Below are 24,261 nucleotides of genomic sequence, written 5' to 3' on the forward strand. Positions count from 1 at the left end.
GGGCGGCAGTTGCTCCGGCACTCGGGGAGCAGCTCAGCGGGCGGCGGCAGTTGTCCCGGCACCGCAGGCCCGGGCGGCCCGGACCAGGCCCGGGACCAGGAAGCGGGAGGCGCCGTCCCGGTGCACGGCGCGGACCGCACCGCTGACCAGCAGCTCGCGCAGCAGCCGGCCGCACTCGGGCAGGGACAGGCAGGTCAGCGCGGTGATGTCGGTGAGCTCGTACCCGAGGGTGTCGGTGTCGTCGTGAGGGTGAGGGTGAGGGTGCTCGTGCGCGGCGTGGCCGCCGGGTCGTGTGCACAGGGCGTCCAGCAGGGCCAGGGGGCCGGCGGGCAGCCGCAGCAGTCGGTCGTGGAGCGCCGCCCGCAGGCTCGCGCCGCCGCCCGTCGTGCCGAGGTGGTCCAGGTGCGCCGCCGGGTCGGCCGCCAGGCTGCGGCACAGCGCCGCCAGGTCGTACACCACCAGCCACGAGGCGGCCGCGGCCAGCGCGCCGGGGTGCCCGTCCAGGCGGCGGCAGACCAGGGCGGCCAGCTCCAGGTCGGCCGGGTCGGCCGTGAACTCCGGCCGCACGCGGCGCACATGGTCAAGGAAGACCCGCACCGCGGGGCTTCCGGCGTCCGCCACGCCCGCGGCCGGCACCCCCAGCGGGTTGAGCAGGAAGATCCTTTCGCCGGGTACGGCCCAGGGTCCGTCCGACGTCACCAGCAGCCGCAGCCCGGGGCAGGCCCGCAGCAGTCCGGTCAGCCGGGCGGCGTGCGGCGCGGCGGCCGGTACGCCGTCGAGCACGAGCAGCGCGGGGCCCTCGCCCAGCAGCTCCGCCAGCCCGGCCGCGGCCGCGCCCACCGGGCCGTCCACCGGGCCGTCCGCCGCACGGGTACCGAACAGCTCCGCCGCCACCGCCTCCAGTCGGGCCGCCAACTCCCTGTCCTGCGAGGCGAGATAGTCGGCGGCAGCGCCGGGGAAGGCGTGCCAGAGCACCGGCAGGCCGATGCCGTGCAGCCGCTCGGCCACCGCCAGCGCGAGCCGGGTCTTGCCGACGCCCGCCAACCCCACCACATTGACCAGGCGCTCACTACCGGCAGCCAACTCCCCTGCCAGGACGTCGGTTTCACCGTCCCGGCCGGCCATCGCGTGCAGTGCGGTCGGCGGTGCGGGCGGTTCCGTCCAGCCCGGCCCGCCCGCGGCGCGGCCCTGCTGCGCGGCCGCTTCCAGGGCGGCCCGGGCCCGGGGGCCCAGGCGCAGTGCGTCGGCCATCAGCCGCACGGTGTCGGTGCGCGGACGTCTCGCCTTGCCCTGCTCGAGGTCGCGTATCGCACGCACGCTGATGGTGGACAGGTCGGCCAACTCGCGCTGCGTCAGACCGATCCGCAGTCGGTGCGAGCGGATGAGCGTCCCGACGGGGGAGCCCTCCTGGCCCGGGGCGGCGCGGTCGGCGTCGGCGGGCCGGGGCGCGGGGGAGGTGGGGAGGGTGAGGGTGGCCCGGGTGGTACGGGCGGGCGGCATGACGGTGGTGTTCACAGAGGCGCTCCCGGCGATGGTGGTGGGGAACGGCGGGGCTGGGGTGATGCGGCCCGGTTCCTGGATCCCATCGTCGGCAGCGGGCTATCCCGTCGGCATCGTGCCGCCGCGGCGGTGCGGCCGACACCGCTATCGCGCGCTATCCCGCCTCCACCCGCTGTCCCGCGATTCTCGAGCGCCGTGATAGCGCGGGGATAACGGCGGGGCCGGTGCCGGGATTCCGGCCGTTCCTACCGTGGTGCCCACAAGAAAGGAAGCGCCCCGGAAAGCCCGGAGCGCTCCGCAGAAAGGGAGACCGACATGACCATCGCCCCCGCCCTCCGCGCCGCCCTCGTCACCGTCGCCCTCGCCGGCACCGCCCTCCTCGGCACCCAGATCGCCCAGGCCGACGGCCCGGTCGCGCCCGCCCTGACCGGCACCTCCGCCCCGGCCCCCGCGGCCGCCACCCCCTCGCCGTCGGCGAGCACCGACACCAACCCGTGGGACTGAACGCCGCAGCAGGACGACGTCAGACCCCGGCGGCGCGATCCGCTGCCGCCGGTGCACGACCCGTCGCCGCCGGATCGGTGACGACCAGGCCTGCAACGGGGGCCGCCGCACCGTACGCTCCCGGGCCGTACGCTCCCGGGCCGAACGAACCCGGGCTGATCGCTGCCGGGCCGATCGCTCCGGCACCGTACGCATCCGTGCCGAACGCGCCCGTGTCCGACGACGCCGCGCCTCCGCCCCCGCCGCCGCCCGCAGGACGCGGGCCCGCGGCGGCCAGCAACCGCTCGGCCTCCAGCAACTCCGGCCCCATGCGCCGCTCCCGGAACGCCCGCACCGCCGCCTCGAGCAGCTCCCGCGACCACGCCCGGTCCGCCGGGCCGCCGCTCGCGGCCAGCAGCCGCGCCAGGTCCAGCCGCACCAGTGCCGCGCCGCCCTGGTCCATGATCTGCTCACGGACCGCCAGCGCCTGCGCGTAGAACCCGCGGGCCGCCTCCCGACGCCCCATCTCGGCATGGGCGTTGCCCAGGTCCCGCAGCAGGTGCCCCTCCCCGATCACGTCCCCGCCGTCCCGGCACAGCTCCAGCACCTCGGTGAACGTCCGCACCGCGCGCTCGTGCTCCCCCTGGCCCTGCTGCAGCTGGCCCGCCCGGCGCAGCGTACGCGCCTGCCCGCCGGTGTAGTTGACGGAGCGGTAGATGGCCAACGCCTCGTCCAGCCGGGACTGCGCCGCCGCGACCTGCCCGCGCCGCATCCAGATGTGGGCGCTCTGGGTCAGCACGATGGCCCGCCCCACCACGTCGCCCGCCTGGTCGAAGTCCCGCAGCGCCCGGTCGTAGAGGACCAGTGCACGGTCGTCGGCCCCGCGCATCCGCTCCAGCAGCGCCAGGTCCCGGTGGCACAGCGCCAGTCCCTGCCGGTCACCGAGCCCCTGGAAGAGGTCGAGGGCCGAGGTCAGCGCCGACCGCGACTCCTCGTGCTGGCTACGGCCCAGGTAGAGCACCCCGAGCGAGCTGAGCAGCGCCGCCGTCCCCCGCGTGTTGCCGGCTGCCCGCACGCACTCCAGCGCCAGCCGGTGGGTACGGTCCCAGTCGTCGAAGTAGCCCTTGCCCTCGAACAGGGTGGCCAGCGTCGCCGCCAGGTCCCAGCAGAGCTCGTCCATCCCGGCGGCGGCCGCGTGCTCCACGGCCTGGACGAGGCTGGCGTGCTCGCCGTCGAGCCAGCCCATCGGGTCCACCAGCAGTTCGTCCACGCAGACCTGCGGCGGCGACCAGCGCGGCGCGCTGCCGTGCAGCACCGTGAAGTCCCCGCCGTAGACGCGCCGGTGCGCCTGCTCGGCCAGCGACAGCCAGCCGCCCAGCATCCGCTCCAGCGCGGCCCTCTGCGCGGCCGGCTCGTCGTGCAGGGCCGACTGCTCCCGCGCGAACACCCGGATGATCTCGTGGAACCGGTAGCGGAAGCCGCCGGTGGCATCCATGCCCACGACGTCCAGCATCTGTACGTCGACCAGCGGTTCCAGCAGGTCGGACGGGTACGGCCGGGCGTCGTCGAGCAGCGCCCCGGCCAACCAGCCCGGCAGGCTCGCGCCCCGCGCCAGGCTGAGCAGCCGCAGCAGCCGGCGGTCCGCCGGGGCCAGTCCGTCGTGCGTGAGCGACAGACTGGCCCGCATGGTCATCTCGCCGTGGGTGAGCTCGTCCAGCCGGTGCCGCTCGTTGGCCAGGCGCAGCACCATCGACGCCAAGCTCCAGTGCGGCCGCGCCGCCAGCCGGGCCGCCACGATGCGCAGCGCCAGCGGCAGCCCGCCCACCGTCCGGACGAGTGCCTCCGCCGCCACCCGCTCGCCGCCCACCCGGTCCGCGCCGATGACCCGGGCCAGCAGTTCCAGGGCCCGCTCGGTGTCCATCACGTCCAGCTCGACGCGGTGCGCCCCGGGCAGCCCGGTCAGCCGGACCCGGCTGGTGACGAGCACGGCGCAGCGGCTGCTGCCGGGCAGCAGCGGGCGGACCTGGCTCTCGGACGCGGCGTCGTCGAGCACCACCAGCATCCGGCGGGACGCCAGCAGCGTGCGGTACATCTCGGCCCGTTCGTCCTGGGACTCGGGGATGACCGGACCGGGAATGCCCAGCGCCCGCAGGAACCGGCCGAGCACCTCGCCGGAGGTGGCGGGGGTTCCGGCGGTGCCGCGCAGGTCGCAGTACAACTGGCCGTCGGGAAACCCGTGCTCGCTGAGCCGGTGGGCCACGTGGGTGGCCAGCGTGGATTTTCCGGTGCCCGGCTTGCCGACGATGACCGCCAGTCCGACGGCGCGCCGGCCGCCCTCGCCCAGCAGGGTCCGCTCGATCCCGCCGAGCTGCTCCTCGTCCGCGACGAAGTCAGCTGTGTCGGCGGGGAGTTGGCGCGGGATCTCCTCGCCGGCGAGCGGGCCGGAGGTCTGGTGGGGCGGACGAGCGCCGGCACCGCGGTGCTCCGCCCCGCCGGGGCGCTCGGTGGAACCGGGAGGCGCGGCGGCGGGGTGCGCGACGGCAGGGGGGTGCACGACGGCAGCGAGGTGCCCGCCGTGCGTCGGGTGCCCGCCGGGGGTGGGGCGCGCGCCGCTGCCGGTCGGACCGAGCTGGCCGGTGCCGCCTACCGGGCCTGCCGGTCCCGTGGGTCCTGCCGGTCCGCCGTTGGTCCCGCCGGAGGCCGGGGGCGCGACCTCACCGGCGAGGATGGCCGACTCGAGGGCGCGCAGCTCGCTCCCCGGTTCCAGGCCGAGCTCCTCGACGAGGAGCTCGCGGCCCACCCGGTAGGTCTCCAGCGCCTCCGCCTGCCGGCCGGACCGGTACAGCGCCAGCATCAGCTGCCCGCGCAGCCGCTCCCGCAGCGGGTGGGTGCGGACCAGCGTCTGGACCTCCGCGACCAGCTGGTGGTGCCTGCCGAGCTCCAGCTCCAGCTCGATCCGGGTCTCCGTGGCCGTCATCCGCTCCTCGTCCAGCTGGAGCGCCTTGCCGCGCAGGGTCTCGCTGGGCACCCCGTGCAGGCAGTCCCCCTGCCACAACTCGCCGGCCGCCCGCAGGAGTTCGGCCGCCGCGCCGAGGTCACCCTGGCGGGCGGCGGAGCGCGCGTCGGTGACCCGGCGGGCGAAGAGCAGGGCGTCGACCAGTTCGCCCCCGGTGCGCAGGACGTACCCCGGCGGGCGGGTGGTGATCGCCGCGGCCACCCCGGCGGTGCTGAACAGCTTGCGCAGCCGCGACACGCAGATCTGCACCTGGGTGCGTGCGGTGTCGGGTGGGCCGTCGTCCCAGATGAGGTCGACCAGGTAGTCGGTGCTGACGACCCGGTCGGCCTCCAGCAGCAGGGCGGCCAGGATGATCTCCTGGCGGCCCGGGGGGACGCGCACGGGTCCGTCGCCGCCGACCACCTGGAGCGGCCCGAGGATGCGGAAGGCGACCGGTTCCGGGGTCTGCGGAGCCCCGCCGGGCGAAACGTTCATGAGTCTCCCAGCTGGAGCTGCGCCGTCGGAAGTGGAGCGCCGGCTCAGTCTTACTGACGGGTCAGCTGTTGTCCATGGTGTGGAGGTTTCGTGGCGATGAAGCGTCGTTGGCTTGATCCCGATCGTCGGAACGCGAGGGTGAAATCCCGTTCCCGTGCAGGCCGGAGCGGTGCGGAGGGTCTGGGCCGACCCCTTTGAGAGGTTCGTGATAGGGGCGCGATAGCGCCGAGTTGCGTACTTCGTGGAGGCTGGTCGCACGCCGCCGCCCCGTGCCCGCCGCCGCACGCGGCGGCCGTACGAAAGGACCCTCCATGGACAGCCGGCACACCGGGCCGCCTCCCCCGAGCCGCGTCGTCACCGACTCCGGGGTGGACCACGTACGCCTCGCCTACCACTACCTCGACACGGGCGACCTCGACGGCTACGGATCGCTCCTCGACCCGGACGTGTTCGACGGCGGGACGGGCGATCCCGACGTCGATGTGGATGCCGACGCCGAGGCACTGGCCGCGGGCCTGGAGCGCCCGGGCCCCCCGGGCGTGCGCCACCAGATCACCCGCATCATGGCGGAGGGCGACTGCGTCGTCGCCATCGGCCGCGTCGCGCCCCAACAGCGCGACTTCGTCGACGTGTTCACCCTGTCGGCCGAGGGCATGCTGCGCGGCCGCCGCCGCTACTACGCCCCGTCCGCTCCCTGAGGCACGGTCGCCGGACCCCCGGCCTCGGGTCCCGGGACCGTGGACGCCGTGAGTGCGCGCCGGAGCCAGCGGAACCGGGCGTCGCGGGCGTCCCGGCTGAGCGCCGCGTCCGGCGCGAAGCTGTCGAAACCGTGGTACGCCCCCGGCCAGACGTGCAGTTCGGCCTGGCCGCCGGCCTTCCAGAGGGCGTCCGCGTAGGCCACCCCCTCGTCCCGGAAGGTCTCGGCCGAGCCGACCTCGATGTACGCCGCGGGCAGCCCCGACAGGTCCGTGGCCCGGGCGGGGGCCGCGTACGGAGACACTTCCGGTGAACCGTGCCGATCGCCCAACAGGGCCTGCCACGCCGTCGCGTTGGACGTGCGGTCCCACGTGTCCACGCCGGCCATCTGGTGGCTGGAAAAGGTCCCGCCCCGGTCGTCGAGCATCGGGCACAGCAACAGCTGGCCGATCGGCGCGGGTCCGCCCCGGTCGCGGGTGAGCAGGGCCAGGGCCGCGGCGAGCCCGCCGCCGGCGCTCTTGCCGCCGATGAGGATGCGGTCCGGGTCGAAGCCCAGCCGGTCCGCCTGCTCGGCCACCCGTACGAGTCCGGCGTAGCAGTCCTCCACCGGCCCGGGATGGCGCACCTGCGGAGCCAACCGGTACTCGACGGAGACGACGGCCAGCCCCAGGGGCAGCGCCATGTCGCGGAGCAGCTGCGGCAGGACGCACCACGCGTTGCCCACGACCATGCCGCCGCCGTGCATGTAGTAGAGCACCGGCAGGGGTCCGGAGGCCCCGGCCGGCCGCGCGCTCACGAGCGTGACGTCCGGCGCGCCGGCCGGTCCCGGCGCGCGCAGCTCCGTCACCTCGAAGCGACCGCCGTCCGCGAGCTCCCCGACCGTGGGCCGGGGCCGGACGGCGGCGTCCTGCGCCTGTCGCTCCGCCAGGTTCTCCGGCGTGAGCGGTCGCATCGCCTCGTCTCCCAATGCCGCGAGCACGGCGCCGAGTTCGGGGTCGAAGGGCGGTGTCACGCGCCCCGCCGACGCCCGCCCGGCCCCCGCGGCCGCGCCGTCGCCGCTCATGCCCGGCCATCCCGTCGCGCGAGGCGACACCGACTGCACCAACTCGTCATCCCGTCCGTATGTCCGGCGAACACCCGCGCGTCTTCCATGCGCGGTAGTCAATCACCCGTGGTCACGTGTGGTCATCTGCGGTCGTGCGTCGTGCGTCGTGCGTCGTGCGTCGTCCGCCACCCGTGGCCCGTCGTCGCCCGCGGTCGCCCCGTGGTTGTCGCCGGCCGCCGAGGTGGCGGGCCAGGGCGCGTCCAGTACGGCGAGCAGCCGCGGCTGGACCAGGGCCCCCGGCAGCTCGGGGTGTGGGACGAGGATCCCCGCCCCGACCAGCCGGTCGAGGGCCGGCCCCGGATCGGCGGCCGTCCGGCGTCGCAGCCACTCGGCCGACACCGCCGGGGCCGACCGGAACCACCCGAGCACCTCTCGCGCCTCCGGGTCGCCCGCCACCCGGGCCGACGCCTCGTCGAGCATCCGCTCGTACGCCCTGAGCGCCGCGACCCGGTGCTGGGCGGTCTCGGTGACCATGCGGGCGAACACCGCGCCCCAGAGGACGAGTTCGCCGTCCGTGGCGGCCTCCAGTGCCTCGTCGTGCTCCTGCCGGTGGATGCGCACCCACCCGTCGAGGTCGAGCAGCAGGCCCGGCATGAGGCCCGCCGCGACCAGGTCGCACTGGGCCAGCAGACGGGCCGTACGGCCGTTGGCGGCGGGGAAGGGGTGGATCGTCAGCAACTGCAGCATCGCCAGTGCCGCCGCGTCGAGCGGTGGGGACGTGGTCAGGCGGCCCCACTCGTACCAGCGCTCCATGTGGGCGCGCAGTTCGGCACCCGGGGCGACGGCGACCACGGACCGCCGGCCGTCGGCTCCGACGACCGCGGCGGGGGAGCGGCGGTAGCCGCCGCGGCCGGGGACGTCCGGATCCGAGGCCGCGATCATCCGGTGCAGTTCGGCCAGCGACTCGGGCGTGGGGCAGGGCCGCCTGCCGGGCTGGGCGCGGGCCTCCTCCCGGACCGCGCGGACCGCCTGCAGGCCCGCTCGGGCGGGCGGCTCGGACGCGGGGGCCGCGTCGACGGGCCGACCGGGCTCGGCCGGGCGCAGGTGCCGCCGGTGCGCGGGGACGGGGCGCCGGGGGTGGTGGAACCGGGGGCGGTGGAACAGGTCGGGGTCGTCGAGCCGGGCGGCGGCCCTGGCCAGGACGCCCAGCGCCTCCAGCGCCCGCAGGCGGTCCCCGGCCGGAACCGCCTCGGCGTCGAGCGCCGGATCGGCGGGCAGCACCCTGCGGTCCGATGGCGGGAGGGAGTCGGAGATCACGGCGCAAGACTGTCACGCGCACCGATCGCCAACTAGTGTGAATTCAGGCCAACATCGCATGAGCTGAAATGAATAACGCCGCATTATGCTGGGCCGCGCAGGCGGGGCGGACCGACAGATGTGACCAGCCGGCACGACCGACGGGTACGGCCGACGCGGACGACCGGCGGGTACGACCGGCGGCGCGTACGACGACACGTACGACCGACGCGTAGGACCGACGCGTACGACCGAGAGGAACGGGGAGGAGCCACGTGGCGGCAGGCGAGACGGGGGTGCCCACCCTCGCCGACCGGATCGAGCGGCTGTTCCAGACGGTGCGCCGCCCGAGCCGCGAGGCGTACAGCAACGAGGAGGTGGCCCGCGCCTGTCGCGAGGCGAGCGGCGAGACCTTCTCGGCCACCTACCTCTGGCAGCTGCGCACCGGCCGCCGGGACAACCCGACCAAGCGGCACCTCGAGGCCCTGGCGGCCTTCTTCCAGGTCCCGCCGTCCTACTTCTTCGACGACGAGCAGGGCGAGCGGATCTCCGAGGAGCTCACCCTGCTCGGCGCGCTGCGCGACGCCGAGGTCCGGGACGTCGCGCTGCGCGCCGTCACGCTCTCGCCCGAGGGGCTGGGCACCATCAGCGACATGATCGAGGCGATCGCCCGCCGCGAGGCCGAAGCCCGGCGCCGGAAGTGACCCCGTGCTGAGCCGCGTACCCCGGCGCGGGCTCTGGCGGCGCTGCCGGCGCATCGCCGACGGCGTGCCGCTGCCCGAGCCGTTCGCACTCGAACCCCTGGCGGCCGCGCTGTCCGAACGCCTGGGCCGGCCCGTGGAGTTCCTGGCCCTGCCGGCCGGCGCCTTCGGCACCTGCGGCGTCCTGGTGAGCACCGACCGTGCCGACTACATCGGCTACCCCTCCGACACCACCGCGCTCCACCAGCGGCACATCGTCCTCCACGAGGTCGGCCACCTGCTCGGCGGCCACCGCCAGACCGGCCCCGTCGCGGACACGACGACGGTCCGCGCGCTCGTGCCGCACCTCTCCGACGAGTTGGTGCACCGCGTGCTCGGGCGCGGCGCCTACACCGACGCCCAGGAGCAGGAGGCCGAGCTGATCGCCTCCATGGTCATGCACCGCGCCGCCGCCGGCCGTCCGGCCGCCGGTACGCCGTACCCGACCGCCCAGACGGAGCGCCTCGGCGGGGTCTTCGACGTCCCGGCCCGCCGCCCGGACGTCGCGGCGGGCGGCCGGGACGTCCCGCCAGGGGGTTCGGACGACTCGCCGGGCGGTTCGGATGTCCCGGGCCGCCCCGTTGCCGTCCCTTCGGTCCGCCCGGACCTTCCGGCCGTCCGCCCCGGCGTTCCGGCTCGCGGCCGGCGCGGCACGGTCGGCCCCTGAGCCATGCTCGGATCCCTCCACTTCCTCACCGGCCTCATCGCCCTCACCGGAGCCGCCTGCCGGATCTGGTTCTGGCGCGGCGGCCGGCCGCACCCCGAGTCCCGCTACCTCGTCGCCTTCACCGTGGCCATCGGGCTCGCCATGCTCCTGCTCCCGTTTACCCGCGTCCCGGCCACGGAGCCCGCGGGGCCGCTGCGGACCGTCCTGCCCCTCGTCGGCACCGAACTCAAGCTCGCTGCCGAGGCCTTCCTCGCCCTGCTCGCCCACACCGTGCGGTACGGCGGGGCCCGCGTCCCCCACGTCCTGCGCCAGGCCACGGCCTCGGTCCTGGTGATGGCGTGCGCCGCGGTCCTCTACCGGGCGGCCGGGGCCGTCCCCGCGGGCACCGAGCTGACCGCCGGGGCCGCCGGCCGGCCGGCGCTGGCCGGGTACGACCTGCTCTTCACGGTGCACAGCCTCTGGTGCACCGGCCTGCTCGCGGTGGTGGTCCACCGGTCCGCCGGACAGCTCGGGCCCAGCCCGCTGCGCTCCGGGTTGCGGCTCGTCGTCGCCGGCGCCGTCGCGGGCTTCCTCTGGTCGGCCTGGAGCGTGGAACTCGTCGTCGACGGCCTGCGCACCGGTCACCACGACATCGGGGTGAACTCCGCCCCGCTCGCCCTGGTCACGATCGTGCTCAGCGTCGCCGGCATGACCCTGACGGCCTGGGGCGGCCGGCTCGGTGCCCCGGCCCGCTGGCTACGGGCCCGCCGCAGCCACCGCAGGATCGCCCCGCTCTGGGCGGCGTTGCACGCGGCCCGCCCCGAGATCGCCTTCGCGCCGGCCGCCGTCACCGCGGGCAGTCCGGGGTTCGCGCTCTACCGGCGGGTGATCGAGATCCGGGACGCCCAACTCGCGCTGCGCGTCCACGTCCATCCCGCGGCGGCCCGCTGGGCGGTCGCGGCCTGCCCGGCCCCGGCCGGCAGCCCGCGCCGCGCGGCGACCGTCGAGGCCGCCGAGCTCGCGGCCGCCCTGGAGGCAGCCGCGGTCGGACACCGCTACCCGCGCGCCACCGGCGCCGTGCGCGCGGCCGCGGCCCCGCCCGTGCCGGGCGCGCCGGTGGACCTGGAGGCGGAGGCCGCCCGGCTGGTCCTGGTGTGCGAGGCCTTCACCGACTCGCCGGCCGTGGCCGCCGTACGGGCGCGGGTCCGCGCGGAGTTGACCGCCACGCCCCCCGCCCTCGACCCGCGCACGCCGTGAGCCCGCACCCCGAACCCGCTCGGCCGCACTCTTGAGGGTCGTTCCGTCGTCGTCGCAGCCGTTCGAGGCGCGGCCCTGCTCGAACGGGGTCGCACGGTAGCGCTCAGTGGAGTTCGACTTCCCAGGGCTCGAGTTCCGGCTCCCCTGGGGGCATCTCCCCGGTGCAGTACCGGTAGAGCCAGACTGCGGCCCGGCGCTCCGCGTACTTCTCGTTCACCGGCTCGCCCTGCTCGTCCAGTTCGAGGACGTTGGCGAAGATCGCGACGCAGATCTCCATCTGGGAGGGCGAGTCGCGCAGCGCATCCCAGTAGTCGACCCCTTCCAGCATGGGATGGCCCACCGACCCCCGGGCGATCCATCCGGCGAAGCGTCGCAGGGCTCCCGAAGCGCCGTGACTGAGATGCGAAGACATGCGAGGAATCTAGTGCCGGGCTGCCCGGACCGATCCCCGGCCCCCCCGCATGGAGGGCGGCGCGGGTGCGGGCCGCCCTCCATCCGAGGCGGGCGAGGCGGTGCGGTCGACGGGCCCGGCCCGACCCGGGACGGCCGGTCGCGCCCCCCGCGACCGCCGGACGTCGTGCCTGTCGTGCCTACGGGGCCGCGCCCGGCGCCGGCGGCCCGCTCAGCCGCGCCACCGCCCCGACCACCGCCGCGCGGTGCCGGTCCCGGTGCTCCCGTACCCAGTCGGCCTCCCCGTCCCCGCCCGCCGGCCCGATCCCCGTGGTGAACCAGGCCTGGGCGAGGGCCAGGACCAGCGCGAGGACGTCCGCCGGCGCGTACCCGGGGTCCACCAGGCCGGCCCCTTGGGCCGCCTCGAGCGCCGCGAGCTTGTGCCCGTACGACGTGGCCTCCGGTGCGGTGACCTCCGGCCGCTCCAGTCGCCGCCACATCACCAGGCGGACGAGTCGCGGGTCGGCCGCCAGGTGGTCGAAGATCGCGCCGGCGTACCCGGGCAGGTCCTCGGCGTCGAACGGCACGGACTCGGCGCCCTTCTCCAGGGCCTCCTGGAGGACCTGGTCGAAGAGCTGCTCCTTGTTGCCGTAGTAGACGTAGATCATCCGCTTGTTGGCCCCGGCCGCCTCCGCGATGCGGTCCACCCGGGCCCCGGCGATGCCGTAGCGGGCGAACTCGTCGAACGCGGCCTCCAGGATCCGTGCCCTCGTTGCGTGGGAATCGCGTGCCATGGGCCCAGGCTAGCAAGTAACTATCTAGTTATTGACAAACCGCGATGCCTCGGCGCACCATGAAATAACCAGTTAGTTACTTCTGCTCCCCGTCCCCGAGAGGACATCTCATGGAACTCCGCGCACTCGGCTCCCAGGGTCTGCACGTCGGCGCCGAAGGCCTCGGCCTGATGGGCATGACCGCCTTCTACGGAGCGACCGACGAGGCCGAATCGCTGGCCACCATCGACCGCGCACTGGAACTCGGCGTCACGCTGCTGGACACCGCCGAGGGCTACGGCCCCTTCGCCAACGAGCAGCTCCTCGGGAAGGCGCTGGCCGGCCACCGCCGCGACCGGGTCGTCGTCGCCACCAAGACCGGCGTCGAGTTCGACGACGACGGCACGCTGCACGGCCTCAACGGCCGCCCGGACTACATCCACCGCGCCGCCGACCGCTCGCTGCGCCACCTGGGCACGGACCACATCGACCTCTACTACCTGCACCGCATCGACCCGAACGTGCCCGTCGAGGAGAGCATCGGCGCCATGGCCGAACTGGTCGCCGCCGGCAAGGTCCGCTACCTCGGCGTCAGCGAGGCCGCCGCGGCCACCATCCGCCGCGCCCACGCCGTCCACCCCCTGACGGCCGTCCAGACCGAGTACTCCCTCTTCGAGCGGGGCATCGAGGGCGACGGGGTCCGGGACGTCCTGGACGAGCTGGGCATCGGCTTGGTCGCGTACGCCCCGCTCGGCCGCGGCTTCCTCTCCGGCGCCATCACGACGCCCGACGACTTCGCCGCCGACGACTTCCGCCGTACCGACCCCCGCTTCCAGGGCGAGAACTTCGCCCGCAACCTCGCCGTCGTCGACGCCGTGCGGCAGCTGGCCGGAGCGAAGGCGGTCACTCCGTCCCAGCTCGCGCTGGCATGGGTGCTGCACCAGGGTGCCGTCGCCATCCCGGGCACCAAGCGCCGCCGCTACCTGGAGGAGAACGTCGCGGCCACGGACATCACGATCACGGCGCAGGACCTCGCCGCGATCGAGGCCGTCGCGCCCCGCGGCATCGCCTCCGGCGACCGCTACTCGCCGGAGATGATGGGGCTGCTCAACGGGTGAGGCCGGCGGACGGGGGCTTCGGGGCGACCGGCTGTGGGGTGGGGGGCTGCCGGCCGTGGGGGGCGACCGGCCGTCGGTGTGACCGGCCGTCGTGGGCGGCGGGTGCGGGTGTGGGTGCGGGTGTGGTGCCGGTGTCGGTGTCGGGGTGGTGGGGCGGTGTCGGGGTGGGGTCGCTTCGGGGGCGGGTCCCGTGGTGTGTGGGTCCCCTCGGTGCTTGACGCGTCGTGGCCTGCAGGCCCTGCGGCAGGCCCACCCCGGAGGCTTCGGGGCTTCGCCCTGGCCTGCGGCCACCTCCGGCCCGGGCCTGCCTCCGGACCAGCCTGCCGCGACGCGTCAAGCACCTCCCCCACACACCACGGGACCCACCGGCGGGGTCGGTGCGGTGCGGGCGGTCGCGGGGAAAGCGGCTGCACGCCACGGTGCCAACGCGACCCGGCGGGCGGACGGCGCGCTGCCGGGGGACCCGGTGGCGCTGCTGCAGGTGCCGGCGGGGCGGCGGGTGGCGGAGCCGGAGCGGGTGGAGGCCTGGAGCGCGCGGCGGAGCCGCGGCGCACGGCGCTGCCGGCCTCGGTCGTGCGGCACCTGGCGGCTGGAAGAGGGCGGGCAGGAGAAGCGCGCGGTCGGCGCGACCAGGGGTGAGTACGCCGGTCAGGCCAGCGCGGCCACGTGGTCGGGGTGGTGGGCGGCGACGTCGTGGGCGGCTCGGACGAAGGCGGCGACGGCTGCGGACCGCGAGGTCTCCGGCCAGGCGACCATGACCGAGCTGGGGCTGAGGCCGGTGACCGGGCGGTAGACGATGTCCGGACGCCGGTGCCGCTCGGTGGTGGAGCGTGACAGGAACGCCACCGTCTGGCCCAGCGCGACCACCTCCAGGAGTTGCTCGACGCTGGCCACGAGCGGCCCCTCGGGAGCGTCGGCCGGTGCCGAGCCCGCGTGGCCATCGCCTGTTTCGGTGCCGTCGCGTCCGGTGTAGTAGGCGGTGGTGGAGGGGGCGGCCCCCTTCCAGCGTGGGATCGGTTCGCCCTCGAGGTCGGTCAGCCGCAGTCGCCGGCGTCCGGCCAGGGGGTGCGCGGCGGGGAGGACGGCCAGTCGCGGCTCGACCACGAGCATCTCGGAATCCAGCCCCCGACCGTCGAACGGGCTGCGCAGCAGCGCCACGTCGGCACGGCCGTCCCGCAGCATGGCGATCGGCAGGCCGCTGCCGCCGACGACGACTTCGGGCGGCGGCAGGTCCGAACCCGTTCCCCGGTAGGCGGCGAGGATCTCCCGCAACAGCCCGGCATCGCCTCCCGGCTTGACCGCCACGACCAGCTCGGGTGTCGGCCGGCCGGCCCGGCGGGCACGCCGGGCCGCCGCGTGCACCGCGTCGACCGCGATCCGGGCCTGGTCGAGCAGCACCTGACCGGCGTCGGTCAGCCTCACCTGCCGGGTGGTGCGCTCCAACAGGCGTACCCCGAGCCGGGACTCCATCTGAGCGATCGCCTTCGACAGCGGGGGCTGCGCCATCCGCAGGCGTTGCGCGGCCCGGCTGAAGTTCAGTTCCTCGGCGACCGCGATGAAGTACCTCAGCTCCCGCACCTCCAGCTCATTCATATCTGTGGACTATAGATCCAGAGCCTTCCGGTCTTTCCCTGCCGCCCGTGGGGGAGGGGAGGCTGGGCGCCATGACGACTTCGCAGAAGACTGCTCTGATCACCGGTGCGAACAAGGGCATCGGCAAGGAAACGGCGCGCGGGCTCGCGGCCCTCGGCATCACCGTCCTGATCGGCGCACGCAACGCCGAGCGCGGCGAGGCGGCGGCCGAGGAGCTTCGTGCGGGCGGCGCCGACGTACGGTTCGTACCACTGGACGTCACCGACGAGATCTCGGTCCGGGCCGCCGCCGAGCACATCGACGCCACGTTCGGCCGCCTCGACATCCTCGTCAACAACGCCGCGATCGCCGCCGGACCGCAGAGACCGAGTGAAACCCCCGCCGCCACGGTCCGGCAGGTCTACGAGACCAACGTGTTCGGCGTCATCGCGGTGACCCACGCCATGCTCCCCCTGCTCCGCCGCTCCGCCGCCGCACGCATCGTCAACATGTCCAGCGAACTCGGCTCCCTCACCCACCTCGCCGACCCGGGCAGCCCGTGGTCCCCCTACTCCGCGGTCCTCCTCCCCTACTGCACCTCGAAGAGCGCGCTGAACGCGATCACCGCGCTCTACGCCGACGAACTGCGCGCCGAAGGGATCCTGGTCAACGCGGTGAGTCCCGGCTACTGCGCGACCGACCTCAACCGCCACACCGGGATGCGCACGGTGGAGGAGGGTGCGGTCGTGGCGGTTGACCTGGCGACCGTGGGCGAGGACGGCCCGACGGGCGCCTTTCTGGCCGAGGACGGGCCGATTCCCTGGTGAGACCGTGCCGCGCCGTCTCCGCCCGGAGCCGGGGGGCGGGGCTTTGGCCGGAAGGTCACTGATGGCAGGTCAGCGCGCTGTGTAATGTCACATGGCATGACTCTGCCCCGGCGTGCGGCCCTGGCCGCCACCCTCCTCGGACCCGTCGCCGCGCTGCTCCCCGCCGGGCCCGCCCTGGCGGGCCCGGCGGTCGGCCGCGCGACGGCCTTCGCACCGGACCGCGAACAGGCCCGCCTCTCCGACCCCCGGACCGCCGACTTCCCCCGGCGGGCCGGACTCGACGACTTCGTCACCCGCTTCCCGGCCGCGCTGCGTTCCGTGCGCAGCCGGGCCGAGGCGGAGCGGCTGGTCGACGCCTGGGGCGAGGCCCTGTGGTGGGCCGCGGTCCACCGCGCCCAGGGGCGCCGGCCCGGCGGCGACCTGCCGGCCGGCGACGACCGTCCGCTGTACTGGACCCGACTCGCGATGACGGTGCAACTCGCCGACTGGCAGCCGGCGTTCGACGTGGACCGGGCCGCACTGCGCGGCCGGCTCGAGGACGCCTCCCGCGGGCTGACCGGAAACGACTTCAGCGGCCGCCCGGGGTTGCGTCGGCTGTTCGTCAGCGGGTTCGACCCCTTCGGACTCGACCAGGAGCTGCGCCGCGCCAACCCCTCCGGTTCCGCCGCCCTGCTCCTCAACGGGCGTCGGATCACCCTCGCGGACGGCACCCCCGCGGAGATCCGGTCGGTCCTGCTGCCCGTCCGGTACGGCGACTTCGACCGCGGCATCGTGGAGCGCGCCTTCGGCCCCCGGATGGCGGCGGGCCCGCGCACCGCCCACGCCATCACCACCGTCAGCCAGGGTTATCCCGGACTGTTCACGCTGGAGGCGTGGGCGGGACGGGCCCGCTCGGCCGACCCGTACCCCGACAACACCGGCGCGCTGTCGGGCGGTACGCCCGACCGTCCGGTCCCGCCGCCGGGCCTGGCCGCGGGCCCGGAGTTCATCGCCTCGACCCTCCCGGGCGAGGCCGTCACCGGCGCCGTACGGGCGCCGTACCCCGTGCTCTGGAACACCTCCGTGACCGAGATACCGGCCGGCGGGGACCACCCGGTCGAGCGCGAGGACGGGCCGACCCCGGGCTCCCGCGCCGTGGCCGGGGGAGGCGGGGGATACCTCTCCAACGAGGTCGCCTACCGTTCCAACCGACTCCGTCTGGAGCTGGCCCCCCACCTCCCGGGCGGTCACCTGCACACGCCGGTCCTGACCGGACTGCCCGCCGACCCGAACCTGTTGACCGGCCCGGAGTTCGAGCGCAACGAGTCGGCCATCACCGCCGAGGTGCTCGAGGTCCTCACCCACGTCCTCTGACAGTGGCGGCCGGGCCCGGGGGCCGGTCCCGTGGTGCGAGGACCTCCTCGGCGCTCGACGCGTCGTGGCCCGCCGGCGACCCCGCCCCGTGCGACGGGCGGGGCCGCCGGCACCGGCCCGGCGGTCCCTGCGGGTCGTGCCGGGTCGGGCGGGGTCCGGAGGCGCCGGCCTACCGGTCCATGGACAGCCGCACCAGCTCGGCGAAGGTCCCGCCCGACCGGCCGGACAGCTCCTCGTAGGTCCCCTGCTCGGTGATCCTGCCCCGCTCCAGGACGACGATCCGGTCGGCCAGCCGGCAGTTCTCCATCCGGTGCGTCACGATCACCGTGATCCGCTCGTCCTTGGTCTCCCGGAGCCCGGAGAAGACCATGTGCTCGCCGCGCGGGTCCATGGCGGACGTCGGCTCGTCCATGACCAGGAGCGCCGGGCGCCGGTGGAAGGCCCGGCCGCAGGCCAGCCGCTGCCACTGCCCGCCCGACGGCTCGTGCCCGCCCCACAACGAGCGGGCCAGCAGGGTGTCGAGGCCGTTCGGGAAGCCCGCCACCGTCTCCTCCATGCCCACCGCCCGCAGGGCGTCCCACACGGCCGCGTCACCGCGCGGGCCGGGCTGCCCGAGCGTGATGTTCTCGCGCGCGGAGAACGGCCAGTAGCCGTAGGACTGCGTGACCAGCCCCACGTGGCGCCACGCGGACCGCTGGTCCGACCCCGACGTCGGCACCCCGTCCCACGTGACCGTCCCCGTCGTCGGCGCCGTCAGCGAGGTCAGCAGCCGGATGAACGTGGACTTGCCCGCGCCGTTCTCGCCGACCAGGGCGACCACCTCGCCCCGGCACAGGGTGAGGTCGATCGGCCCGAGCGCCGGGGCGTCCTTGCCCGGGTACGTGTACGTGGCCCCCTCGAAGCGGACCTGCTCCGGTGCGGCCATCTCGCGCGGGCCCCGTGGCCCCGACCGCTCGGCGGCCTGCGCGAGGAACGCGGTGTAGTCCCCGAGGTAGAGGGCGTGCTGGAACATCGCGGCCCCGTAGACCACCAGCTTGGACAGTGCGGCGGTGGACGTCCGCATCGCCACGATCGCCGTCCCCGCCGCTCCCAGGGCCATGAACCCGCCGAGGACCAGCACGCCCAGGCAGCCCCAGGTCACCAGTGCGAGCAGGCCGGAGACCACGGCGGCCGTCAGGTACACCGCCAGGTAGCGCGGGGCGGAGCCGGCCATCCGTGCGTCGATCCGTGCGCACACCGCCGCGTACCAGTGGTGCGCGTACGGGCGCATGCTGTTGCCCCGCAGCTCGTCGGCGAGCTTCGGGGTGGTCAGGTGCCAGCGCATCATGTTGCGGATGTTGCGGGAGGCGACCGTCTCGTTGTGCAGCCGGTGGTCGAGCCGGGCGGCGAACACCGAGCCCAGTCCGCGGGGCACCACCGACACCAGCAGCAGCGGCAGCAGCACGGGATGGACCACCGACAGCACCGAGGCCACCGCCACCAGGTCGATCAGGCCGCTGGTGAAGCCCAGGGCGTCCTGCAGCAGCATGCCCGAGCGCGCGGACCCGATCTCCGCGGCTTCCGAGCGCTCGGTGAAGTCCGGGGCGTCGTAGGCGGCCAGCTCCACGTCCATGTGCGCGTCGACCATCGCCAGGTCGGCGATGGTCGACATCCCCGGGTTGAGCCGGCGCGCGGCGCTGCCGGCCGCGATGGACGCCAGCGCGCCCAGCGCCGTCATGGCCGCCGCGGCCGCCAGCGGCCAGGTCGCTCCGGAGAGGCGCTGCCCGACGTCCCCGCCCGCCAGCAGCGGTCCCATCGCCCGGGACACGGCCGCCAGCGCGGCGGCCGTGCAGATCCCGCCGACGACCTGCGCGCACACCAGCCAGACGAACGCGGTGCGGTGGACCGCCGAGGCGAGCCGGGCGGTCTGCGCGAGGGCGGCCGGCACCCGCCGGGCCATCTGGCCGAGCGTCAGGCGCTCCATGGCGGCGTTGTGCTGCCCTCCGGTGTACGTCAGCTCCGGCGGGGGCGGGAGGACGGCGGTCCGTGGTTTCTCGGCCTGCTGCTGGGACATCGGCTGCTCCTTCAACTCGGCTTTCGGGAAACCCGGTTCGGCCCGGCCGGAGGCATGGCGAGGAGGCCCGCCCGCGGTGCGGGAAGGGGCTCGGTGCTGCCGGAGGGGAATCGGGGAGAGCGAGTAGAGCGCAGCCCGGAGGGCGGAGCAGCCGGATCCGGCCGACCTGGCGGGGCCGGCGGCGCCGTACTGGTGGCTGATCGTTACGGGGCCGGTCCGGGCACCGGCATCCCGCGCGGCCGAGGTTGGCCGGAACCGACCGGCGCCCGGGGCGCGGGGGCGAAAACCCCTTGCGGAGCGTCACGGCGGGGGCCGGGCGGGTCGCGACGCCGGCGGGTGGGCGGCCCCGGTGGGGCGCCCGGCGCGCCCGGGCGGCGCTCGTGGCGCGCTGCCGGCGCCCGCCTCCTTCGGCCGGCGCCCGCCTCGTTCGGCCGGCGCCCGCCTCGTTCGGCCGGCGCCCGCCTCGCCGAGCCGCCGCGTGCCTCCCGCGCTGCCGGCGCCCGCCTCGCTCCGCCGGCCCCCGCTTCGTTCAGCCGACGAGCACGCCGGGGTTGAGGATGCCCCGCGGGTCCAGGGCGTCCTTCGCCGCCCGCAGCGCCAGCGCGAAGGGCTCGGGTCGCTGGCGGTCGTACCCGGGGCGGTGGTCGCGGCCGACCGCGTGGTGGTGCGTGATGGTGGCGCCGTACCGGTGCAGGACCTCGTTCGCCACCGCCTTCAGGTCGTCCCACACCGCGAGCTCGTCGCCCGGGCGTCCGGCGGCGAGGACGGTGAAGTAGGGCGCCGCGCCGTCGGGATAGACGTGCGTGAGACGGCAGTTGACCGTCGCCGGGTGTCCGGTGGCCCTGCGGGCCGCCGCGTCGACCTCGGTGCGCACCGCCTCGATCAGCCCCGGGATCCGGTCCCAGGTCGCGGCCGTCTCGAAGGTCTCCGCCACGACCCCCATCCGGGCCAACCCGTCCCGCAGGTACGGCATCTTGAGGAACGCCGACCGCCAGGCCCCGACCGCGTCGCCGGCGCCGACCGCGTCGCCGGCGCCGACCGCGTCGCCGGCGCCGGGCGCGCCGTCGGCGCCGGCCGCGCCGTCCGCCCCCACGGCCGTGCCGCCGCAGGACCGGGCCAGCCCCACGGCCTGCCGGAGACGGTCCCCGACGGGCGCGTCGGCCGACTCGAACCCCAGCACGAGCACCGCGCTGCCGTCGGCCGAGGCGCCCGCGAGCGCGGCCTCGCCGGCGTCCAGCAGACGGCAGTTGGCCGGCATCAGGTCGGACTGCGCGATCAGCCGTACGGCGGTCAGGGCGTCGTCGAAGCCGGCGAACGCCACGGCCGCGGAGGCCTTGTGGGCCGGCCGCACCTGCACCCGCAGCCACGCCTCGGTGATCACGCCGAGCGCCCCCTCGGAGCCGAGGAACAGCCGGTCGGGGGAGGGGCCGGCGCCCGAGGCGGGCAGCCGCCAGGAAGCGCTGGTGCCGGCCGGGGTGACCACGCGCAGGGACTGCACGAAGTCGTCGATGTGCGTGCGGCCGGTGGCGTAGTGGCCGCCCGCGCGCGTGGCGAGCCAACCGCCCAGTGTGGAGAACTCGAAGCTCTGCGGGAAGTGCCGCAGCGTCAGTCCGTGGGGCCGCAGTTGGTCCTCCAGGCCCGGGCCGAGCGTGCCGGCCTGGATCCGCGCCGCCCGGCCGGCGGCGTCGACCTCCAGGACCCGGTCCATGGCGGTCAGGTCCAGTGACAGCACGGCCCGGTGGGCGTCGCCGCGGTACTCCACACCGCCGGTGACCGAGGAACCGCCGCCGTACGGCACCACGGCGACGCCGCGCTCCCCCGCCCACTCCAGCAGGTCGGCCACGTGCTGCTCGTCGCGCGGGCGGGCCACGAGGTCGGGGACGCGGCCGGGCCGCCCGCGCAGGGCCCGGACCACGTCGCGGTACGCCTTGCCCATCGCGTGGGCGGCGCGGTCCCCGGGGTCGGTGGCGACCAGGTGGGCCAGGCTCGCCGGCGGCTCGACGGCCGGGGCCCCGATGCCCAGGTCGGCCACCCGCGGCACGGGGAGCGGGCGGGCCAGCGAGCCGGGGAAGAGGGCGCCCATCGCGACGCACTCGGCGTCGTCGGGATGCGCGTCCGCCCACCCCCACCCCCACCAGGAGCGGACGCGGGACGTGGGCGGGGTCGCGGTGTCGGCCATGGAAGTGCTCCAGGAGTCGGGACGACGGTAACTTACCTTGCGGTAAATTACCTACTGATAATATTCCTGCATGGCAACCCCCCGATCGAAGGCCGGCACCAAGGGAGTCCCGCGCCACGACCGCGAGCAGCAGATCCTGACGGCCGCGACCCAGGAGTTCGGCACGAGCGGTTACGCGGCCGCCTCCCTCGCCGCGATCGCCGCCCGCGTCGGCGTCACCAAGACGCTGCTGCACCAGTACTTCGGCACCAAGGAAGACCTGTACACCGCCTGCCTGACCCCGGTCGGCGACCGACTCCTCGCGGCCGTCCGCACCGCGATGGACGGCGCGGGCACCGGGCCGGACACGCCCCTGCGCGTGCTGCACGGCATCTTCACCGCGCTCGAAGGGCAGCGGGAGGCCTGGTTCGTGCTCTACGACACCACGCTCCCCCCCGGCGGCGAGGCGGCCCGCCGGGCCGCCGCCTACTGGTCGGCCGTCGACGCCCTCGCCGCCGACGGCACCGCCGACCTGCTCCGCGCCACCGGCTCCACCGACCCGCTGGACGCCGACGCCCTCAAGTACGTCTGGCGCGACCTGGTGGCCACCCTCGTGCGCTGGTGGGTCAAGCACCCCGACCAGTCCCCGGAGGCCATGACCCGGCGCTGCGCCCGCCTCTTCGCGGCCGCCGCCGCGCTCACCCCGACGGAAGGGGCGCCGCTCGCCGCCGCGGACCGGGACTGATCGGGTCCCGCGCCGCCACGGGCGAGGGGGCGGCCGCCGCCCGGGGCCCGACCCCCGGCGCGGCACCGGGCGGTCGTGCGGCCGCCCGCGGGCCCGCACCCCGGGGGTCATCCGATCGGACGACCCCCGCCTCCACCGGTCCGAGCACCGGCCCGAGCCGCTCCGCCGACCGCCCGCGGCCCCGCCCGCCCGAGGATGGACCCGGGGGCACCCACCCGACCGGTGCCCCCGTGCCGCCCGCCCCCACACCGGCCGTTGGAGGACCACCACCGTGAACGCCCAGAACCCGCACCTGCTCGCCGCGGCCGCGACCGGCGACACCGCGGGAGTCCGCGCCGCCCTGGCCGCCGGCGCCGACCTCGAGGCCCGCGACGACCACCGCCGCACCGCCCTGCTGCTCGCCGCCCTCGGCGACCACGTCGACACCGCCGAGGCCCTGGTCGCCGCCGGGGCCGACCCCGACGCCCAGGACGAACGGGCCGACAGCGCCTGGCTGGTGACCGGCGTCACCGGCAGCGTGCCGATGATGCGCACCCTGCTGCCGGCCGCTCCGGACCTGCGCCTGCGCAACCGCTACGGCGGCGTCAGCATCATCCCCGCCGCCGAGCGCGGGCACGTCGCGTACGTCCGCGCGGTCGTGCGCGAGACCGACATCGACGTCGACCACGTCAACCGCCTCGGCTGGACCGCCCTGCTGGAGGCCGTCATCCTCGGCGACGGCGGTCCCGCCCACCAGGAGATCGTGGAACTGCTCATCACGGCCGGCGCCGACCCCCTGCTCGCCGACCACGAGGGCGTGACCGCCCGGCAGCACGCCGAGCGCCGCGGGTTCACCGCGATCGCGGACTTCCTCCGGGCCGTGTCCCCCCGCCCCGGCGGCCCCGCGGCGGACCGGTGAGGACCCCGCGCACCGGGGGCCGGAGCCGGCGGAGGTGCGCAAGGAGCCGGTCCCTGCCCGCCGCCCTGGTCGCGGCGGCGCTGCTCGCCGGATGCGCCCCCGGCACCGGCGCCGCCGCCCGGACGGCCCCGGCCCCCGCCCGGACCACCCCGGCCACCGTCCGCACCGCGCGCGCCCCTGACGGGGCCGGGGTCGCACCCCGGGGAACCGCACCCACCCGAACCGCACCCACCCCCCACGGCACCCTCCTGGTCGCCGACTTCGGGGCGGACACCGTCACGTTCGTCGACCCCGCCGGCGGCCCCACCGGTTCCGTCCGCGTCGGCACCGCCCCCTACGGCCTGGAGGTCGGCCCGGACGGCCGCGCCTGGGTGGCCACCGCCGAGGGCGTCGCCGTGGTCGACACCCGGACCCGCACGCGCGTCGCCCTCGTCCCCTACCGCACCGACACCGGCCGGCCGACCACGGGCGAGTACCGGGGCGGCGGCATGGGCGTCGCCCTGGCCCCCGACGGCAGCCGCGCCTACGTCGGCGTCAACGTGCCCGGCCGCAACGGAGCCCTGGAGGTCGTCGACACCCGGCAGCTGGAGGTCACCGCGGCCGTCCCCGTCGGCCGCCGCCCCTTCGACGTCGACGTATCGCGCGACGGCCGCGAGGTGTACGCCACCGGCCACGACTCCTTCGACGTGACCGTCGTCCCGGCCGACTCGCTGCGCCCCCGCCGCATCGAGGTCGCCCCGTACGGCACCGCGGGCGGCCTCGGCTCCTGGCTCAAGCCGCACTACGCCGCCGTGCGTCCCTCCGACGGCCGGCTGCTGCTGCCCTTCGAGGGCGAGCGGCTGGTCGTACTGGACCCGCGCACCGGCACCTCGACGGTCGAGCCGATGACCGCGAACACCCACCAGCACGGCACCGCCGTCACCCCGGACGGCACCCTGCTGGTCGTCGGCACCGGCCCCGTCGACCCCGCCGAGGACGGCCCCGCCTCCCTCACGGTCCGCGCCCCGGACGGACGCGAGCGGATCGTTCCGCTGCGGGGACCCCACGAGGACGTCGCCGTCTCCGCGGACGGCCGTACCGCCTACGTCACCGGCGGCTTCACCCGGGACGGATCCTGGGACGGCATCACCGTCGTCGACCTCGGCACGGGCACCGCGCACCGACTGGCCGCCGGCCACCGCCCGCTGGGCATCGCCGTGCTCTGACCGGGCCCGGATGCCC

General features: G+C 75.8%; 20 protein-coding genes. 11 read left to right on the forward strand and 9 right to left on the reverse strand.

Annotated elements, in window-relative coordinates; all coding sequences use genetic code 11:
- Nucleotides 1-33: 33 nt before the first annotated feature.
- Entirely contained in the window at nucleotides 34-1,515 is a 1,482-nt protein-coding gene (locus tag ACIQCH_RS10085; protein WP_402579922.1) for a helix-turn-helix domain-containing protein, read from the reverse strand.
- A gap of 300 nt (nucleotides 1,516-1,815) precedes the next feature.
- Here ACIQCH_RS10085 and ACIQCH_RS10090 point away from each other — a divergent pair, with 300 nt between their 5' ends.
- Nucleotides 1,816-2,004 (forward strand): hypothetical protein, encoded by a 189-nt coding sequence (locus ACIQCH_RS10090; RefSeq protein ID WP_402579924.1) that lies wholly within the window; start codon nucleotides 1,816-1,818, stop codon nucleotides 2,002-2,004.
- Nucleotides 2,005-2,023: 19 nt separating this feature from the next.
- Here ACIQCH_RS10090 and ACIQCH_RS10095 read toward each other — a convergent pair whose 3' ends face one another.
- Complete coding sequence (locus ACIQCH_RS10095; protein WP_402579926.1) at nucleotides 2,024-5,473, reverse strand: AfsR/SARP family transcriptional regulator; 3,450 nt, start codon at nucleotides 5,471-5,473, stop codon at nucleotides 2,024-2,026.
- A 311-nt stretch (nucleotides 5,474-5,784) separates the two neighbouring features.
- Between ACIQCH_RS10095 and ACIQCH_RS10100 the strand changes: the two genes are divergently transcribed.
- Nucleotides 5,785-6,171: a nuclear transport factor 2 family protein gene (locus ACIQCH_RS10100; RefSeq protein WP_402579928.1), complete on the forward strand. Its 387-nt coding sequence runs from the start codon at nucleotides 5,785-5,787 to the stop codon at nucleotides 6,169-6,171.
- Here ACIQCH_RS10100 and ACIQCH_RS10105 read toward each other — a convergent pair.
- Both ACIQCH_RS10105 and ACIQCH_RS10110 read right to left on the reverse strand, forming a co-directional pair.
- Nucleotides 6,150-7,232, reverse strand: a complete 1,083-nt coding sequence (locus tag ACIQCH_RS10105) for an alpha/beta hydrolase (RefSeq protein ID WP_402579930.1) — start codon at nucleotides 7,230-7,232, stop codon at nucleotides 6,150-6,152. The genes ACIQCH_RS10100 and ACIQCH_RS10105 overlap by 22 nt on opposite strands.
- Nucleotides 7,233-7,334: 102 nt before the next feature.
- On the reverse strand, nucleotides 7,335-8,531 hold the full coding sequence (locus tag ACIQCH_RS10110; RefSeq protein WP_402579932.1) for a Fic family protein: 1,197 nt from the start codon (nucleotides 8,529-8,531) through the stop codon (nucleotides 7,335-7,337).
- 254 nt (nucleotides 8,532-8,785) lie between these two features.
- On the opposite strand from ACIQCH_RS10110, the gene ACIQCH_RS10115 reads away from it, so the two are divergent.
- The 3 genes from ACIQCH_RS10115 to ACIQCH_RS10125 are packed head-to-tail and all read left to right on the forward strand — an operon-like array spanning nucleotide 8,786 to nucleotide 11,153.
- Nucleotides 8,786-9,214: an XRE family transcriptional regulator gene (locus tag ACIQCH_RS10115; protein WP_402579934.1), complete on the forward strand. Its 429-nt coding sequence runs from the start codon at nucleotides 8,786-8,788 to the stop codon at nucleotides 9,212-9,214.
- Nucleotides 9,215-9,218: 4 nt separating this feature from the next.
- A complete protein-coding gene (locus ACIQCH_RS10120; RefSeq protein ID WP_402579936.1) occupies nucleotides 9,219-9,917 on the forward strand; it encodes a ParH-like protein in 699 nt (232 codons plus the stop codon).
- 3 nt (nucleotides 9,918-9,920) lie between these two features.
- Entirely contained in the window at nucleotides 9,921-11,153 is a 1,233-nt protein-coding gene (locus ACIQCH_RS10125; RefSeq protein ID WP_402579938.1) for an MAB_1171c family putative transporter, read from the forward strand.
- 103 nt (nucleotides 11,154-11,256) lie between these two features.
- On the opposite strand, the gene ACIQCH_RS10130 is transcribed toward ACIQCH_RS10125, so the two are convergent.
- Both ACIQCH_RS10130 and ACIQCH_RS10135 read right to left on the reverse strand, forming a co-directional pair.
- On the reverse strand, nucleotides 11,257-11,565 hold the full coding sequence (locus ACIQCH_RS10130) for a hypothetical protein (protein WP_402579940.1): 309 nt from the start codon (nucleotides 11,563-11,565) through the stop codon (nucleotides 11,257-11,259).
- A 178-nt stretch (nucleotides 11,566-11,743) separates the two neighbouring features.
- Complete coding sequence (locus tag ACIQCH_RS10135) at nucleotides 11,744-12,337, reverse strand: TetR family transcriptional regulator (protein WP_402579942.1); 594 nt, start codon at nucleotides 12,335-12,337, stop codon at nucleotides 11,744-11,746.
- Between the two features lie 110 nt (nucleotides 12,338-12,447).
- Here ACIQCH_RS10135 and ACIQCH_RS10140 point away from each other — a divergent pair, with 110 nt between their 5' ends.
- Nucleotides 12,448-13,434, forward strand: a complete 987-nt coding sequence (locus ACIQCH_RS10140) for an aldo/keto reductase (protein WP_402579944.1) — start codon at nucleotides 12,448-12,450, stop codon at nucleotides 13,432-13,434.
- Nucleotides 13,435-14,082: 648 nt separating this feature from the next.
- Here the strand turns inward: ACIQCH_RS10140 and ACIQCH_RS10145 are convergent.
- Nucleotides 14,083-15,027 carry a LysR family transcriptional regulator gene (locus tag ACIQCH_RS10145; protein ID WP_402579946.1) on the reverse strand — a complete coding sequence of 315 codons (945 nt, stop codon included), beginning with the start codon at nucleotides 15,025-15,027 and terminating at the stop codon, nucleotides 14,083-14,085.
- 71 nt (nucleotides 15,028-15,098) lie between these two features.
- On the opposite strand from ACIQCH_RS10145, the gene ACIQCH_RS10150 reads away from it, so the two are divergent.
- Together ACIQCH_RS10150 and ACIQCH_RS10155 are read left to right on the forward strand one after the other, a co-directional pair.
- Complete coding sequence (locus ACIQCH_RS10150) at nucleotides 15,099-15,833, forward strand: SDR family oxidoreductase (protein WP_402579948.1); 735 nt, start codon at nucleotides 15,099-15,101, stop codon at nucleotides 15,831-15,833.
- 96 nt (nucleotides 15,834-15,929) lie between these two features.
- Nucleotides 15,930-17,186: a pyroglutamyl peptidase gene (locus ACIQCH_RS10155; protein WP_402579949.1), complete on the forward strand. Its 1,257-nt coding sequence runs from the start codon at nucleotides 15,930-15,932 to the stop codon at nucleotides 17,184-17,186.
- Between the two features lie 169 nt (nucleotides 17,187-17,355).
- On the opposite strand, the gene ACIQCH_RS10160 is transcribed toward ACIQCH_RS10155, so the two are convergent.
- Nucleotides 17,356-19,239 carry an ATP-binding cassette domain-containing protein gene (locus ACIQCH_RS10160; protein ID WP_402579951.1) on the reverse strand — a complete coding sequence of 628 codons (1,884 nt, stop codon included), beginning with the start codon at nucleotides 19,237-19,239 and terminating at the stop codon, nucleotides 17,356-17,358.
- Between the two features lie 529 nt (nucleotides 19,240-19,768).
- Entirely contained in the window at nucleotides 19,769-21,418 is a 1,650-nt protein-coding gene (locus tag ACIQCH_RS10165) for an FAD-binding oxidoreductase (protein ID WP_402579953.1), read from the reverse strand.
- Nucleotides 21,419-21,488: 70 nt separating this feature from the next.
- Between ACIQCH_RS10165 and ACIQCH_RS10170 the strand changes: the two genes are divergently transcribed.
- From ACIQCH_RS10170 to ACIQCH_RS10180, 3 genes are all read left to right on the forward strand, one after another.
- Nucleotides 21,489-22,142 (forward strand): TetR/AcrR family transcriptional regulator, encoded by a 654-nt coding sequence (locus tag ACIQCH_RS10170; protein WP_402579955.1) that lies wholly within the window; start codon nucleotides 21,489-21,491, stop codon nucleotides 22,140-22,142.
- A gap of 271 nt (nucleotides 22,143-22,413) precedes the next feature.
- Complete coding sequence (locus tag ACIQCH_RS10175) at nucleotides 22,414-23,040, forward strand: ankyrin repeat domain-containing protein (protein WP_402579957.1); 627 nt, start codon at nucleotides 22,414-22,416, stop codon at nucleotides 23,038-23,040.
- Nucleotides 23,037-24,245: a hypothetical protein gene (locus tag ACIQCH_RS10180; RefSeq protein ID WP_402579959.1), complete on the forward strand. Its 1,209-nt coding sequence runs from the start codon at nucleotides 23,037-23,039 to the stop codon at nucleotides 24,243-24,245. Before ACIQCH_RS10175 ends, ACIQCH_RS10180 begins: the two co-directional genes overlap by 4 nt.
- Nucleotides 24,246-24,261: the final 16 nt, after the last annotated feature.

The organism is Streptomyces sp. NPDC093225 (assembly GCF_044753805.1).
Lineage (GTDB): Bacteria > Actinomycetota > Actinomycetes > Streptomycetales > Streptomycetaceae > Streptomyces.